This window comes from Granulicella aggregans, assembly GCF_025685565.1.
In the GTDB taxonomy this organism is placed as follows: Bacteria; Acidobacteriota; Terriglobia; order Terriglobales; family Acidobacteriaceae; genus Edaphobacter; species Edaphobacter aggregans_B.
On the sequence record NZ_JAGSYE010000003.1, the window covers coordinates 748,352 to 763,871 of the forward strand.

At 61.5% G+C, this 15,520-nt stretch carries 10 protein-coding genes; all 10 read left to right on the forward strand.

The genetic code is table 11. The annotated features are described in order from the left end of the window. The first annotated feature begins 35 nt into the window (after positions 1 to 35). Positions 36 to 1,724 carry a cytochrome c oxidase subunit I gene (gene ctaD / locus OHL18_RS18380; protein ID WP_263376330.1) on the forward strand — a complete coding sequence of 563 codons (1,689 nt, stop codon included), beginning with the start codon at positions 36 to 38 and terminating at the stop codon, positions 1,722 to 1,724. Positions 1,725 to 1,741: 17 nt separating this feature from the next. Continuing rightward, entirely contained in the window at positions 1,742 to 2,344 is a 603-nt protein-coding gene (locus OHL18_RS18385) for a cytochrome c oxidase subunit 3 (protein WP_263376331.1), read from the forward strand. A 45-nt stretch (positions 2,345 to 2,389) separates the two neighbouring features. Further along, on the forward strand, positions 2,390 to 3,277 hold the full coding sequence (locus tag OHL18_RS18390) for a hypothetical protein (RefSeq protein WP_263376332.1): 888 nt from the start codon (positions 2,390 to 2,392) through the stop codon (positions 3,275 to 3,277). Next, the gene (locus OHL18_RS18395) at positions 3,274 to 4,002 is read left to right on the forward strand and encodes a c-type cytochrome (protein WP_263376333.1); all 729 of its coding nucleotides are present in this window, start codon (positions 3,274 to 3,276) and stop codon (positions 4,000 to 4,002) included. Before OHL18_RS18390 ends, OHL18_RS18395 begins: the two co-directional genes overlap by 4 nt. Positions 4,003 to 4,017: 15 nt before the next feature. Next, entirely contained in the window at positions 4,018 to 4,710 is a 693-nt protein-coding gene (locus tag OHL18_RS18400) for a QcrA and Rieske domain-containing protein (RefSeq protein ID WP_263376334.1), read from the forward strand. 3 nt (positions 4,711 to 4,713) lie between these two features. Beyond that, positions 4,714 to 6,228, forward strand: coding sequence for a cytochrome b N-terminal domain-containing protein (locus OHL18_RS18405; protein ID WP_263376335.1), 1,515 nt, complete (start codon positions 4,714 to 4,716; stop codon positions 6,226 to 6,228). A 4-nt stretch (positions 6,229 to 6,232) separates the two neighbouring features. Next, positions 6,233 to 7,072, forward strand: a complete 840-nt coding sequence (locus tag OHL18_RS18410; protein ID WP_263376336.1) for a cytochrome c oxidase assembly protein — start codon at positions 6,233 to 6,235, stop codon at positions 7,070 to 7,072. Positions 7,073 to 7,293: 221 nt separating this feature from the next. Beyond that, complete coding sequence (locus OHL18_RS18415; protein ID WP_263376337.1) at positions 7,294 to 10,149, forward strand: DUF1800 family protein; 2,856 nt, start codon at positions 7,294 to 7,296, stop codon at positions 10,147 to 10,149. Between the two features lie 50 nt (positions 10,150 to 10,199). After that, positions 10,200 to 11,642: a DUF1501 domain-containing protein gene (locus OHL18_RS18420; RefSeq protein ID WP_263376338.1), complete on the forward strand. Its 1,443-nt coding sequence runs from the start codon at positions 10,200 to 10,202 to the stop codon at positions 11,640 to 11,642. A gap of 365 nt (positions 11,643 to 12,007) precedes the next feature. Then, on the forward strand, positions 12,008 to 15,496 hold the full coding sequence (locus tag OHL18_RS18425) for a TonB-dependent receptor (protein WP_263376339.1): 3,489 nt from the start codon (positions 12,008 to 12,010) through the stop codon (positions 15,494 to 15,496). Positions 15,497 to 15,520 lie beyond the last annotated feature (24 nt).

Below are 15,520 nucleotides of genomic sequence, written 5' to 3' on the forward strand. Positions count from 1 at the left end.
GCTGAAGAGAAGTAGACGTTGAAGAAAGGAAGCCCATGGCCACGCAGACTCCAGTACCGGCAGCCGTAGACCAGACTACAGAAACGGCTCCGCGCCGCCTTGTATTCGAGGTATTGCAGGACTGGATCTCGACCACCGACCACAAGAAGATCGGCATGCTGTACATCGGCTATTCGCTGATCTTCCTCGTCATCGCTGGATTTGAAGCCATGCTGATGCGCATCCAGCTGGCGTTTCCGAACAATCACGCGGTCTCGCCGCAGGCCTTCAACCGGCTGTTCACGATGCACGGCACGACGATGGTCTTCTTCGTCGGCATGCCGATTCTGTTTGGCTTCGGCAACTATCTTGTGCCGCTGATGATCGGCGCACGCGATATGGCGTTTCCCCGGTTGAACGCCTTCAGCTTCTGGATCTCTGCGTTCGGCGGACTGCTGCTCTACTTCAGCTACATAGGCGGCGACGGCATGTATGGGGCGGGCAGCGCTCCGGATGTGGGGTGGTGGGCCTACGCACCGCTGACGGCGCATGCGTTCTCGCCGGGTCACAGCACGGACTACTGGACGCTGGCCGTCTTCCTGAGCGGAATCGGAAGCGTGGGCACGGCGCTGAACATCGTCACCACCATCATCAGCATGCGCTGCCCAGGCATGAAGATGAACCGGCTGCCGCTGCTGGTCTGGCTCTACCTGAGCATGTCACTGCTCACCTTCGTCGCTGTCGGCCCCTTGACCGCAGCGCAGATCATGCTGATGCTGGACCGCTACCTAGGCTCACACTTCTTCGACGCGCAGGCGGGCGGCTCGGCGGTGCTGTGGATGCACTTCTTCTGGATCTTCGGCCATCCCGAGGTGTACGTGCTGGTCATGCCGGCCTTCGGCTTCGCCAGCGAGATCATCCCGGTCTTCTCGCGCAAGGCCATCTTCGGCTACACAGCGATGGTCGCCGCTTCGATCGGCATCTGCTTCGTGAGTCTCAGCGTCTGGGCGCACCACATGTTTACGGTCGGCCTCGGACCTGCGGGCAACGCCTTCTTTACGCTCTCGACGATGGCCATCGGCGTCCCGACCGGCATCAAGATCTTCAACTGGCTCGCGACCATCTGGGGCGGCAAGGTCCACTTCACCACCGCGATGCTGTTTGCCGTGGCGTTTCTCTTCCAGTTCATGCTGGCCGGTCTGACGGGAATCATGCTCTCGGTGGCTCCGCTGGACTGGCAGCTTGGCGGCTCCTACTTCGTCGTCGCCCACTTCCACTTCGTACTGGTCGGGGCGATCCTGTTCATGCTCTTCGCCGCCTTCTACTATTGGTATCCGAAGATGACCGGTCGCCTGCTCAGCGAGAAGATCGGCAAGTGGCACTTCTGGATCTTCCTCATCGGCTTCCACCTCTGCTTCGACCTGATGCACATCCCAGGCATGCTCGGCATGCCGCGCCGTATCTATACCTACGAAGCCGACCGCGGCTGGTTCCTGCTGAACTTCCTGGTCTCCACCGGTGCCGGCATTCAGACCATCGGAACGCTGATCTTCGTCTTCAACATGGTCTGGTCGTACTTCAAGGGCGAAGTCGCCGGGCCCGATCCATGGGACGCCTGGACGCTCGAATGGGCCACCGCATCGCCGCCACCAGCGTATAACTTCGCCACCACGCCCAGCGTCGCCAGCCGCCGCCCGCTGTGGGACCTGAAGCATCCTGAAGACACCGACGGCCAATACGAATAGAGAGGAGGTACCCCCGCATGAGCCAGAGCGAAGCTGCAGTCATCCCGCAAGCACAAGTCGAAGAGTGGAAGCTGCCCTCCAAAGGCGTCGTTGGCATGGCGTGCCTCATCATCGCCGAGGCGGCCATCTTCATCATCTTCGTGGTCGCGTATCTCTATTACGTGGGCAAGAGCCTCAGCGGACCGACGCCGAAAGAAGTCCTCGAGATCCCGATCCTCACCAGCATCTGCCTGCTTTCGAGCAGTATTACGGTGCATTATGCCGTCTCTTCGCTACATAAGAGCGCACGCGCGGCGACCTCGCTGTGGCTGGCGCTGACCGTACTGCTGGGCGGCATCTTCCTCGCGGGCACGGGCATGGAGTGGTACAAACTGATCGTCCATGATCATCTGACCATCCGCACGAACCTCTTCGGCACGACGTTTTACTCGCTGGTGGGCCTGCACGCGAGCCACGTCGTCATCGGTCTTATCATGCTGACGCTGGCGTTGATCTTCTCGCTCACGGGCAAGCTGAACAGTATGCACACCGAGAAACTCGAGGTCCTGTCGCTCTACTGGCACTTCGTCGATGCTGTGTGGATTATTGTCTTTCTCGTCGTTTATGTATTCGGTCGCTGAGGGCTCTGTCTTCGGCCGCTAGCTTCACCAGAAAGGAGGCGCCTCATGCAGCACGATCCTCACGCACCAGACACGAACGTGATCCAGCTTCCCGCGCCCACGGCCTACCCGATGGTGATGTCGCTCGGCATCACGCTGATCTGCGCCGGTCTTGTGACCAATATCGTCATCGGCATCCTCGGCCTGATCCTCACGGTCTGGAGCGCAGTCGGCTGGTTCCTGCAAGTCTTCCCGCACGAGGCCCACATCCCGGTCGCTGTCGAGATTGAGCCGATCGAGATCTCGACGACCCGCACCCTTGGCAGGCGTGCTCCGGCATCCGAGAAGCCACGACTGGTCATCCCGGTCGAGACCTTCCAGATCACCACCGGCATCAAGGGTGGCATCGCCGGGGGTATCGCGATGACTGTTCCGGCGGGCATCTTCAGCCTCATCAAGTACCACAGCTTCTGGTACGCCACGAATTTGCTGGCCGCCGGCGGCTTCGTGAGCTGGGCGGGCGCGAGCGACGCGTTCCTGAGCGAGTTCCACCTGCGCGGAGCACTCGCCGCTCTGGTCATTCACGGCCTGACGTCGCTGCTGGTGGGGCTGCTCTACGGAGCCATGCTGCCCATGTTCCCGCGCTGGCCCATCCTCACCGCTGGCGTGGCAGCGCCGGTGATGTTCACGGTCATCCTGCACTCCGGCATCAACGTCATCAGTCCCATCCTGAACCAGCGCATCGATTGGTTCTGGTTCTTCATCTCGCTGATCGCCTTCGGCCTCGTCTGTGGATACGTGGTGAACCTGCATACCAAGGTGCGGACGCCGCAGTTCCGCGCGCTTCCCTTCGCGGTGCGCGCCGGTCTGCACACCGACACGTTTCCTGTGATCCACGTCGCCGCACCAGAACACGAAGCCCAAGAGCAGAAAGACAAGGACGCCCAGCAATGACGCAACGCTCCATCCTGTGCCTGTTGCTTGCCGGCTCGCTGGCCGCTCTTGCTACCGGCTGCAACGCTCCCGGCAAGCCACGCCTCGGTGCCGAGGAACAGGTCCGCCCTGAGCAGCAGCTCGAGTTTGCCACTCTCTATAAACAGAACTGCGCCGCCTGCCATGGGGCGAACGGTCAGCTTGCCGCCGCCATCTCGCTGAACAACCCGACGTACCTAGCGATCGCGGGGGAAGCGAACATCACGCACGCAATCTCGGCTGGCATTCCTGGCACGCTAATGCCGGCCTTCGGCAAAGCTGCCGGAGGGATGCTGACCGATCAGCAGGTCGGAGTCATCGCTCACGGCATCGTCTCCGAGTGGGGCAAGCCGCTGCCGGCTGGATCGCCCGCGCCCCCGCCTTACGCCGCCACGCTGACCGGCGATGCAACCAAGGGAGAACAGGCGTTCAACACATTCTGTGCAAGCTGCCACGGAGCAGGCGGCATGGGCAAGGGACACACCGGCCCAATCGTCGATCCAGCCTATCTTGCGCTGGTGAACGACCAGTTCCTGCGCAGCAATATCCTCGCCGGCAAGCCGGAGAGCGGCATGCCTGACTGGAGTCAGCATACGGTCTCCGGAGCGAAGCAGATCATGACTGACGCCGAGGTCACCGACATCGTCGCCTGGATCGCCAGCCATCGCATCGCCACTCCCGGCCAGCCTTACCAGCAACACCAGTAGTCCACGGAGAGCCCCTTGTCTGAACAAAACCGGTTCGATCAAAATTCGTCCGAAAAAGACCCGCTTGAACAAAGCGTCTCAGAGATCCTCCCCCACCCCGGAGAATCTGAAAATAACGACCTGTCGCCCGAGGCAAAGGCCGCCGCGCACTCCCGCCGGACCTTTCTCTTCAAGCTATCCGTGCTGCTGAATGGCGCGGTAGGCGCGGCCCTGGCCGTGCCGATAGTTGGATACCTGCTCGGTCCGGCGAGCAAGAAGGCGGAGGCAGAAGGCGCGTGGGTTGGGCTTGGTCCGGCCGATAACTTCCCCGTCGGCGAGACTCGGCTAGTTGACTTCGAAAGCCCGGTGAAGGGCCTCGGCGATGGCCAGACCGGCAAGGTCGCCTGCTGGGTGCGCCGGATCTCCGCGTCGCAGTTCCAGGTCTTTGCTATCAACTGCGCGCATCTTGGCTGTCCGGTCCGCTGGTTCTCGGAGTCGAAGCTCTTCATGTGCCCCTGCCACGGCGGGGCCTACTACGAGAACGGCGATCGCGCCTCCGGGCCGCCCGAGCGCGGGCTCTTCGAGTACAAGTACAAGCTGACCAGCGATGGCTTGATGATCCACGCAGGCGACATGCCAACGCTTGCGACACAGGCATCGTGCGCCGGCAAAGACAAGCCGCTGATCCAGATTCAAGCCGCAGAGACAACCCAGCGCGAGGAGGTCTAAGCCATGGCAAGCATAAAGGACCGCGCAACCGAAGCCGGCCTCGGCGTCTTCAACTGGGTCGAGAGCCGGCTCGGTCTCTTCAAGACGGCGTGGGGTTTCGCCTCGCATCCCACGCCGGCGAACAACGCAAGCTGGTGGTACGTCTTCGGCAGTGCTGCGACCGTGCTGCTTATTCTGCAAGTGGTAACAGGCATCCTGCTCGCGCTGATCTACAGCCCCACGGCCGGGGATGCGTGGAGCTCGCTGAACGTCCTGAACCACAACATCGCGCTGGGCTGGTACGTGCGCGCGCTGCATGGCTGGGGATCGGACTTCATGATCGCCATCGTGCTCATCCACATGGTGCAGGTCTTCCTCTTCGGCGCGTTCAAGTTTCCACGCGAACTTACGTGGATCGTCGGTGTCCTGCTTCTGCTGCTGACGCTGGGCATGGCGTTCACTGGCCAGGTGATGCGCTTCGACCAGGACGCCTACTGGGGTCTCGGCATCGGTGCTTCGATCTCTTCGCGTGTGCCGTTCATTGGAGCACCGCTGGTGCACCTCGTCCTCGGCGGGCCTACTATCGGAGCGGCTACGCTCTCACGATTCTTCACGCTGCACGTCTTTGTCATCCCTGGCATTCTGCTGGCCTCTGTCGGGGTGCATATCTGGATGACACTCTTCCACGGCGTCAGCGACTGGCCTGTGCCCGGTCGCATCGTTCGCAAAGAGACCTACGTGAAGGAGTACCACGAACTGACGGCGAAGACCGGCATCCCCTTCGTTCCCGATGCCGCATGGAAGGATGCGGTCTTTGCTGCCGCGATCATCTTCGCCGTAATGGCTTGCGCCTTCTTCTTCGGCCCGTTCGGGCCTGGTGGCCCGCCTGATCCAACGATCATCCAGACCGCTCCCAAGCCTGACTACTTCTTCCTCTGGATCTACGCGGTGCTGGCCTTCCTTCCGCCGTCGATCGAGACGCCCGTCATGCTCGTCGCCCCGGTGATTGGCATCGCAGCGATGCTGCTTCTTCCCCTGGTCTCCGGCGAGGGCGAACGCCACTGGGCCAAGCGCCCGGTCGCTGTGCTGATGGTCTCGGTGATCGCGGTCTCGCTCGGCATCTTTACGCACCTTGGAACGTACACGCCTTGGAGTCCCATCATGAACGCGTGGTCGAGCGACCCGGTTCCGGCGAAGTTTCTCGCGCACCGCACGCCACTGGAGCGCCAGGGCGCGATCGTGCTGCAGAACAAGCAGTGCCGCAACTGCCACGCGCTCGATGGTGTTGGCGGGGAGCGTGGTCCGGCGCTCGATGACGTTGCCTCGCGCATGACGGAAGACCAGATCATTCGCCAGGTGTTGCAGGGCGGAGGTAACATGCCGGCCTACGGCAATGCGCTGAATCCATCGGAGACGAAGGCACTGACGCAGTTCCTTGAGAGCCTGCGCGGTAACGACCTCGCACCCGCGATCGACGCTTCGCGCGAACTCACCAAGACCAGCGAGATGAAGGCTCCCGCAGAACCGGCCAGGCACTAGAGGCATGTCCGATGCTGCACTTGCTGTCTTTCGCGCATGGGAGCTTCCGGTCTGGCTGACCGCCTCAATCGTGCTTACGGGCGTGATCTATGTGCGCGGCTGGATCGTCATTCGCAGGTCGCGACCGCAGCAGTTCGGGATTGATCAACTCGGGTTCTTTTTTGCCGGGCTGGTGGTGTTGTGGCTGTCTATCGCTTCGCCTATGGACGGCTTCGCCGACACCATGCTGACGGCACACATGATCGAACACCTGATGCTGATGTCAGTGATACCGCCGCTCCTGCTGCTAGGCCTTCCCGCAGTGCCGCTGCTGCGTGGCCTGCCTCGTACAGTGGTGAAGTTTGTGGCCGCGCCGCTGATCCGCGCCCGTCCTCTACGCCGGTTCAGCCACTGGCTGGTGACGCCGCTCGTCGGCTTCCTGGCGATGAACATCGCGTTCCTCGGCTGGCACGTTCCCGCCGCGTACGACTTCGCGCTGGAGCACGAGTTCTGGCACGATGTCGAACACATCTGCTTCCTGCTCACATCCATTCTCTTCTGGCACTGCATCATTCGACCGTGGCCGACGAAGTCTGGCCGTCGCGACTGGGACGTCATCGTGTACATCTTGATGGCGGAGTCGATCAATACCCTGCTCTGTGCCTTCCTCGCGTTCTGCGGGCGGCCGGTGTACCAGTTCTACTTCACCACGACGAACCCTTTCGGCATGGCTGCGGTCGAAGACCAGACTCTCGGCGCGGTCATCATGTGGGTGCTGGGATCGTTCGCGTTTATGATTCCCGCCATGGGCATCACGATCGAGTTACTGAGCGGCAACAGGCGGCCATTAACTCGTCATCGCTAATCTTCCTCATGCCGTCTTTACTCTTTGATTGAGCCTCTTGCAGAAGGCAAGCCGCCCGCGGCCGGCGGGAAATCCCCTGTCGAAATGGCACTTTCGTTGCATCTCGACTAACTATCGTTGATCGTTCGCCGTGCCATGCTGAAGCTATACTCGCGAAACTGACAGCGCATGCGAGCGCGTTGGTCATCTGCTGCCATGCAAGACTTCGCGGGATCTTCCGCATGAACCATTTGGAGGCGAGAGTGCTGCAACGGAACCTCAAGATTCGATCACTGCAACCTCATCTGATCGCCTGCATGCTCCTGATCGCCGCGCTTTCGCTCAGCGGCTGTGCCACAGGGCTCGCTCCCGGCTTTGCATCGTATATCGCTTCCCCGACGAATACTCTGCGCGTCAACCAGACCGTACAGCTTGCGAACAACGCGGCCTTTACGGGATCGCCCATGGTCTATTCAGTCAATGGCGTTGTCGGCGGTAACGACAAGCTCGGGACGGTGGATAGCAACGGGGTCTATACCGCTCCCGCGATCGTTCCAGTCCCCAGCAATACCGTGGTGATCACGGCGCAGGCGACGAACTATCCGAAGGACACGCCGGGCTCGGTCACGCTGAATGTATGGAATCCGATTCCGATTATCGGCTCGGCCACGCCCGCCAACTTTGCAGAGGGCACTCAGCTCGTCACGGTCACAGGCTCGCAGTTCGTCTACGGCTCGCAGATCTTCTGGAATGGCGTCGCGGTACCCACGACTTATGTTTCATCGACTGAGCTTGCCGCGACGCTGGCCGCGCCGACACCAGGCAACTACGGCATCCACGTCACCAACCCAGATCCCGGCTCCGCTCAATCGTACGACCTCTCGGAGTTGGTAAAGCCGGGCCAGGTAACGCTGGCCGTGCAGACCAACGAGACCACGGTCCGCGTGACCAACAGCCTCTACCTTGGCGTGTCGGTGAACGGAACGAGCAATACCGGGCTTACGTGGAAGATCAACGGCATGGCGCAGGGCAACGCGGTGATCGGCACGATCGCTCCGGGCCAGTCTGGCGGCGTGATGTACACCGCCCCCGCGGTGGTTCCTACGCCCAACAATATCGTCCAGTTGACGGCAACCAGTGTCGACGACCCAACTGTCTCGATCAGCCAGAATATCTCCGTGTTCAATCCGGTCCCGATCCTCAATTCGGCGACGCCGATGGCCTTCGACCCCGGCCCCGCCACGGTGGTGCTGCAAGGCAGCGCATTCATCACCGGAGCGACTGTGCTTGCAAATGGCGTGCCGGTGCCGACGACGTTCAACAGTGGCAACCAACTCACCGCAAGCCTAAACCTCACCGATCCCCGCAACCTCGACCTCCAGGTATTGAACCCCAGCCCCGGCCCGGCGACCTCTACCGACCTGATCGCGCAGATCAATGGCACACCCTCGACGCTCGCCGTCTCGTCTACCGACGCTTCACGCTTCCTCGAGCAGGCCACCTTCGGAGCGACCGATGGCGACATTCATCATCTCTCGAAGGTCGGCTACCTGGAGTGGTTCAGCGAACAGTTTCTGACCCAACCTACGCTGCACATGACCGACGTTGAAGAGAAGTTGATGATCAACAATCCCGCATGCGCGGCCAACGATGTGACGTGCAACGCCGCGCTCTTCACGCAGAACGGGAATGGCCAGAACTACGTCGCGGAATCGTTCTATCAGCAGGCGATGGCCGGTAACGACCAGCTTCGGCAGCGCGTGAAGTACTCGCTTTCGGAGATGTTCGTCATCTCCAGCACCAACGGCGCCGTGGGCAACATGCCGCGCGGCACCGCTGACTACTACGACATGCTGGGCCGGGACGCCTTCGGTAACTTCCGCCAGCTCCTCGAAGACGTGACCCTGCACCCGATGATGGGAGAGTTTCTCTCCATGCAGGGCAACGACAAGGGCGATGCGAATCGCGACCCCGACGAGAACTATGCGCGCGAGGTGATGCAGCTTCTGACGATCGGGCTGTATCAGTTGAATCCGGATGGGACGCAGAAGCTCGACGCAACGGGCAATACCATCCCCACCTACTCGAACGTGGATGTGATGGGGCTGGCCAAGGTATTTACCGGATGGAGTTGGAACGTGCCGGGTGATTCCAGCGACAAAGCCTGGTCCAACTGCTGCTACTACGTGGGTCCGGGCTTCGGTGAAGACATCCTGCCAATGCAGCCGTTCCCCGGCCACCACTCGACGGACTCCAAGAGCTTCCTTGGAGTGAGCATCGCGGCAAGCTCGAACCCCGATCCCGTGGGCGACCTGAAGATCGCGCTGGACACGCTCTTCAACCATCCGAACCTGCCGCCGTTCTTCGCCAAGCAGATGATCCAGCACCTGGTAACCAGCAACCCCAGCCCAGCATATGTGGGACGCGTGGCCGCTGTATTCATCGACAACGGGCAAGGCGTGCGGGGCGATATGAAGGCCGTCATCCAAGCGATCCTGCTGGACGATGAGGCGCGGAATGCCACTACTGCGGCGGACAATGTCGGCTACGGCAAGGTCCGCGAGCCGATGCTGAAGTACATCGAGTGGGCGCGCGCCTTCACGGCGCAGTCGCGCGACGGCGTCTACAACATGGGCGACGTGGAAGATCCCGTCTACGGCATCGGGCAGATGACGCTGCGTTCGCCGAGCGTCTTCAACTGGTTCGCTCCCGGATTCTCGCCTCCTGGCACCAGCATCGTGAATGCGGGGCTAGTAGCTCCGGAGATGGAGATCACGAACGTCTCCACGGTAGTTGGCTACATGAACTTCATGCAGTCGGCGATCAGCGCGGATGCGCACAATGGTGTCGATGTCTATTCGAGCTACTCGACCGAAGTTGGGCTCGCTGCTACACCCGATGCGCTGATGGACCGGCTCAACCTGCTGCTGATGGCCGGGCAGATGGACGGATCGCTGCGCAGCAAGATCATCGGCGCGATCTCGTCGATCGACATACCGAGCGGCGACCAGGAAGCGATCGATGCGGCGCTGCTTAATCGAGTGAAGCTGGCGGTGTATCTGACCATGGCGTCGCCGGCGTTCAATGCGCAGTTTTAGTGAAGCAGCAAGTTAGCTGATATCGAGTTAGCGGATAGCGGAGACAGGATATGAAGATGATGAATAAGCGGCAGCAATCAAGACGGCAGTTCCTCCGCACCGCCTCCATGGCGTCGATGGCCGGCCTCACCGTCAGCCCCTTCCTGCTTGAGCTGAACTCGGTCGCGGCGATGGCGCAGCAGTCGGGCACGCCGGACTATAAGGCACTGGTCTGCATCTTCCTGTCGGGCGGCAATGATGGCCATGGAACTGTCATCGCGACGGACGCTGAATCCTTTGCGTCGTTCACGCAGGCGCGCTCGGGAGCTCCGGGCCTTGCTTATCCGCAGAGCAGTCTTCTGCCGGTCACGTTGAAGACGCCGCAGAGCGGTCGTACCTTCGGACTGAACCCGAACCTTACCGGCGTGCAGAACCTCTTCAACGCTGGGCGCGCCGCCATTATCTCGAACACCGGCACGCTGATCGCTCCGGTCACCAAGGCGCAGATCCAGGCGAACTCCGTGCCTCTGCCCGCGTCGCTCTACTCGCACTTCGATCAATCGGCTGCATGGCAGGCGATCACGGCCACCAGCGGCAGCGCTGTGCATGAGGGCTGGGGCGGCGCTATCGCCGACATTCTCGGCAGCCAGAACGCCAACTCCAATGCTGCCTTCACCTGCATCTCCACCGCCGGCACCGCGCTTTTTCTCTCCGGCGAGAACACCTACCAGCTGAACGTCACCTCGGCAGGCCCGATCCCCATCTATGGTCTTTCGAACCCCATCTTCGGCACCTCGGCGGGAACGTCAGCGCTCTCGTCGATCCTGAGCGCGGACGAGACCAACCTCTTCGCCAAGGAGTACGAAGCGGTCGTGCAGCGGTCGATTGCGGCGCAGGCGACGCTTGCCACTTGCATGCTTCCCGCTGGACCGACGGGCGTGGCGAACCCGCCGCAGTATCTCGATCCCACCACGAACAAGCTCACCGACAATCCCCTTGCCAGCTCGCTCCAGACCGTTGCCCGCATCATTGGCGGACGAGCCGGTCTTGGCGTGACACGGCAGATCTTTTACGTGCAGCTTGGCGGCTTCGACATGCACGACAACCAAGCACCGCAGCATGCACGGTTGCTGACGCAGCTTGGGTCGGCGCTTGAGTACTTCGATTCCATAATGACGACGGCTGGTCTGGGAAACAACGTGACCGCCTTCACCGCATCGGACTTCGGTCGCACCCTGACCGCGAACAGCGACGGCACCGACCACGGCTGGGGCAGCCACCACTTCGTGACCGGCGGCGCGGTGAACGGGCAGGACATGTATGGCCAGTACCCAGTGGTCGGCTCGAACCAGGCGAACGATATGGGTGCGGGACGACTGATCCCGACGGTCTCGATCGAGCAGTACGCGGGAACACTGGCGAAGTGGTTTGGACTCTCCGACGGCCAGATACGATCCGTCTTTCCAAACTTCGGCAACTTCGGCTCGAACCCGTACATGAACTTCATGGCCTAGCGAGCAGGCTCGCACCTGGTGCGTCTGCCATTCGGCGGCAGCGTCGCTCTGCGCGGTTGCGCTCGAAGCAACAAAGCGTTCGCGATTTGAATACGACCTGCGGCCCGCTTTCAGCGGATCAACAAGGAGTGGAATTCAACGGCGAAAAGTGCCGAATTGCGCCCGAAAAGCGCGATTGTAACCACCATTTCACCTCCCGTTCACAACTCCGCAAGTAGACTCCACTCACTACGAAGCAAGCCTTTCTCCTTCAGACACTGGACCGATGGTCCACACGTGTGTCTCGTCTTCCACGATTCCGTGCCAGAGCCGTTCAAGACCCAAAACGACGCCACGCAGATCGAAGCACTTCCGAGAGGTCCATCATGCCAAGTCACATCGCCGCGCGCGCGAAATCAGTTTCCTTCCCCATCTACGCAGCTCTCGTACTCTTTGCCGCCTCGCTCTTCACGAGCGGGGTCTCGGTCGCCCAGTCGACCTTTGGCTCGATCATCGGCACGGTAACAGACTCAAAGGGTGCAGTCATCGTCGGCGCACAGGTAGAGGCGAAGGCGACCACCACCGGCGTCGTCCGCTCCTCGATGACGGACGGGCACGGCGACTTCTCGCTGGTCAACCTCGATGCCGGCGTCTACACGGTGACGGTCACGTCGCCGGGCTTTGAAGCGCGCCGCTTCGACGAAGTCCACCTGTTGGCTCGCGAGACGGTACGGGTCGATCCATCGCTGAAAGTTGGCACAGACACGCAGGCGGTCGAGGTGACCGCGGGCGCTCAGCCGATCGACGTCGACCTCACCCTGTCGGACTCGAAGTCCGGGCAGCAGATCAGCGAGCTGGCGCTGAACTTCCGCGCCTCCAACACACCAAGCCCGATCATCGTGGCGAACCTTGCGCCCCAGGTGCAGCCTGATCAGAGCGGCAACATCTCCATCGCTGGCGGATTGCCCAACGAGACCTCGTTCTCGCTCGATGGCATCTCGACGCAGAACGTCCGCAACGGCGGACCGAACAAGGACCTCTTCCCTTCGGTCGAATCCATCGCGGAGTTCAAGGTCAACTCCGGCAGCAATAATGCCGAGTTCGGCCAGGTCAGCGACCTTACCGTCATCTCCAAGCAGGGATCCAACCAGTACCACGGGGCGGCCTTCTACTTCACTCAGAATGCGGCCTTCAACGCGGCTGATCCCTATGTCCACCAGGTTCTGCCCGTCGTTGCGAACGACTTCGGCGGCGTCCTCGGCGGCCCGGTTTCCATTCCCCACTTCTACAACGGCAAGGACAAGACCTTCTTCTTCGTCGACTACGAAGGTGTTCGCCGTCCCCAGTCAGTCGCAAGCTTCGAGATTCTGCCCTCGCTCGCACAGCGGGCGGGTCACCTGGCCGGTCCGGTCTTGAACCCGTGCACGGGCGCTATCACCAACGACGTGAGCAACTGCATCAATCCCGCCTCGGCGAAAGCGCTTGCCGCTTACTTCCCGCTGCCCAACGCCAACGTTACGGGTAACGACGCTATCAGCCAGTTCACGTTGCCTGGCGACTATAACCAGAACGGCTTCGACGTCCGCGGCGATCAGGTGGTCAACTCCAGACAGAAGGTCTACGCCCGCTACACCTACAAGAAGATCACCAACTCGGGGAACAACGGCGACAGCAACTACAATCCGCAGCTCGGTCTCTTCACCAACACCGAGGATCTGAAGAACCTCGCCGGATCGTGGAACTACATCGTCACTCCGAAGATCGTCAACGAGTTCCGCGCCGGCTTCACCTTCGTCAACACCGCTGCCGTCTATCCCGCCGCCGCGCAGGGCGGAGCCACCGACGTCAGCATTGGCATCGGCAACCTGCCGCCAGTGCCTTCAAGCGGCGGAGCGTCCAACTTCCAGGTCGGCAACTATGTGGACCCCAACGGCGGAGTCGCCGGAAACGCCGGCACCAATGGCGTCGGACGCCCGCGCCACGTGCAGCAGCACATCTATGAGCTCGGCGACAACGTCACGCTGCTCGAAGGGACTCACAGTCTGAAGGCCGGCTTCAGCTACGTGCGCAACTCCTACATCGACCAGATCACCTTCACCAACGGCGACGAGTTCGGCGACTACTACTATGCCGGCCTGCTCGGGGACCCGCTTGCGGACTTTCTGACCGGCGTCGTTACCGAAGCCGACTACGCGCAGAACGGTCCTGACGGACAGCCCTTCGCCTCGCACTACGGCTTCTTCGCGCAGGACGACTGGAAGGCGACCAAGAAGCTCACCATCAGCTACGGATTCCGCTATGAGATCAATCCGCCCTTCAACGACAAGACCAACCAGCTTGGCCAGTTCGATCGCAACTACCCCGGCGGTCGCCTGATTACCCAGGGAGCGAAGGGGCTCGCCCTGGTCTCCCCAAGCTGGCGCGCACAGGTCGGCAATACGCCCTTTGTGACCAATGATGCGGTCGGCCTTCCCATCACGCTGCGCAACACCTACTACGGCAACTATCAGCCACGGCTCGGTCTAGCCTATGACGTCTACGGCGACGGCAAGACGGTAGCCAAGGCCCACGTCGGAAGCTACTCGGTTCCTGTTCTGGGTGCGGTGCTCTACTCTCTGCTCGGGGTGAACACCAGCAACTTTCCGGAGTTCATCACCTCGGCGGCAAATCCGCTGACCTTCCCGAACGTCTTCGGTGCATCCGGCACCTACCCGATCAACTGCAACAGTCCCTCGACGCTTCCCGCTGGAGCTACTGCCGGTTCCGCCAGCTGCCCCGGCTACCGCCGCGCCAACGCCGAGAACCTTAAAGACCCCCGCGTGATTCAGTGGAACGCCTCGGTCGAGCAGGAGTTTTCGCACAGCACTGTGCTTCGCTTGCAGTACACCGGCTCGCACACGACGCAGCTCATCTACAGCCCGGACCTCAACCAGGTCCAGCCCAACACGGCTACCTATACCGAGACCGACGGAACTGTTCTCCATGGCTATGCCGCGCTGACAGCGACACCTGCGCTGCGACAGCAGAACCTGAAGTATCCCAACTTCTCCGAGGTCCTCACCCGCGATAACGGCCCCAGCGCCAAGTACGACGCGCTTACCGTGGAAGCGGAGAGGAAGTTCGGACATGGCCTTACGTTCAACGCCTCCTACAACTGGGCGCACAACGCCTCGAACGCTCTTGGCTCCGCTCCTTCGAGCCTCATCGGAGACGGCGGCCAAGGCGACAACGGCCCCAACACGTTGGACTACTACGACATCCACCGCGACTACGGCAACGTCATCTTCACCCGGCGGAATCGCTTCGTGAACACCTTCAACTACGCGCTTCCCTTCGGTCGCGGCCAGATGTACGCCTCGAACATCAGCCGCACCGCAAACCTTCTTGTCGGCGGCTGGAACATGACCGGCATCACGGTATGGCAGTCGGGCGCATTCCTCACACCGACCTTCACCCCCACCGGCGACGACCCCTCCGGCACCAACCCCGGACAGCGCAGCGCCGGCAGCTATCAGCGTCCCGACTACGTCCAGGGCGTCAACCCGAATCCGAAGCCTGGCTTCAACCAGTTCTTCAACCCAGCCGCATTCTCCATACCGGGCCCGGACATCGGCCGCTTCGGCGACGCCTGGGTCGGTATGCTGCGCGGCCCTGGGCTAGCGGTCTTCTCCTCTTCGCTGGGCAAGAACTTCGACTTTACGGAGCGGTTCAAGCTCCGCTATGAGGCCGACTTCTCGAACCTGCTGAATGTGAAGAACCTCGCCAATCCCAACACCAAGATCAACAGTGGCAGCTTCGGTGTCGTCTCCGCCGTAGTAAGCCAGGAACAGGCTGGGCCGCGCACCATCCAGATGTCGCTTCGCCTCGCGTTCTAACCCCTATGAAGATAGCTGCGGAGA

What these genes read in the sequence shown, in the direction of transcription:
- ctaD (WP_263376330.1), top strand. Translation starts at nt 36, where the DNA reads ATGGCCACGCAGACTCCAGTACCGGCAGCCGTAGACCAGACTACAGAA.
- OHL18_RS18385 (WP_263376331.1), top strand. Translation starts at nt 1,742, where the DNA reads ATGAGCCAGAGCGAAGCTGCAGTCATCCCGCAAGCACAAGTCGAAGAG.
- OHL18_RS18390 (WP_263376332.1), top strand. Translation starts at nt 2,390, where the DNA reads ATGCAGCACGATCCTCACGCACCAGACACGAACGTGATCCAGCTTCCC.
- OHL18_RS18395 (WP_263376333.1), top strand. Translation starts at nt 3,274, where the DNA reads ATGACGCAACGCTCCATCCTGTGCCTGTTGCTTGCCGGCTCGCTGGCC.
- OHL18_RS18405 (WP_263376335.1), top strand. Translation starts at nt 4,714, where the DNA reads ATGGCAAGCATAAAGGACCGCGCAACCGAAGCCGGCCTCGGCGTCTTC.
- OHL18_RS18410 (WP_263376336.1), top strand. Translation starts at nt 6,233, where the DNA reads ATGTCCGATGCTGCACTTGCTGTCTTTCGCGCATGGGAGCTTCCGGTC.
- OHL18_RS18415 (WP_263376337.1), top strand. Translation starts at nt 7,294, where the DNA reads ATGAACCATTTGGAGGCGAGAGTGCTGCAACGGAACCTCAAGATTCGA.
- OHL18_RS18420 (WP_263376338.1), top strand. Translation starts at nt 10,200, where the DNA reads ATGAAGATGATGAATAAGCGGCAGCAATCAAGACGGCAGTTCCTCCGC.
- OHL18_RS18425 (WP_263376339.1), top strand. Translation starts at nt 12,008, where the DNA reads ATGCCAAGTCACATCGCCGCGCGCGCGAAATCAGTTTCCTTCCCCATC.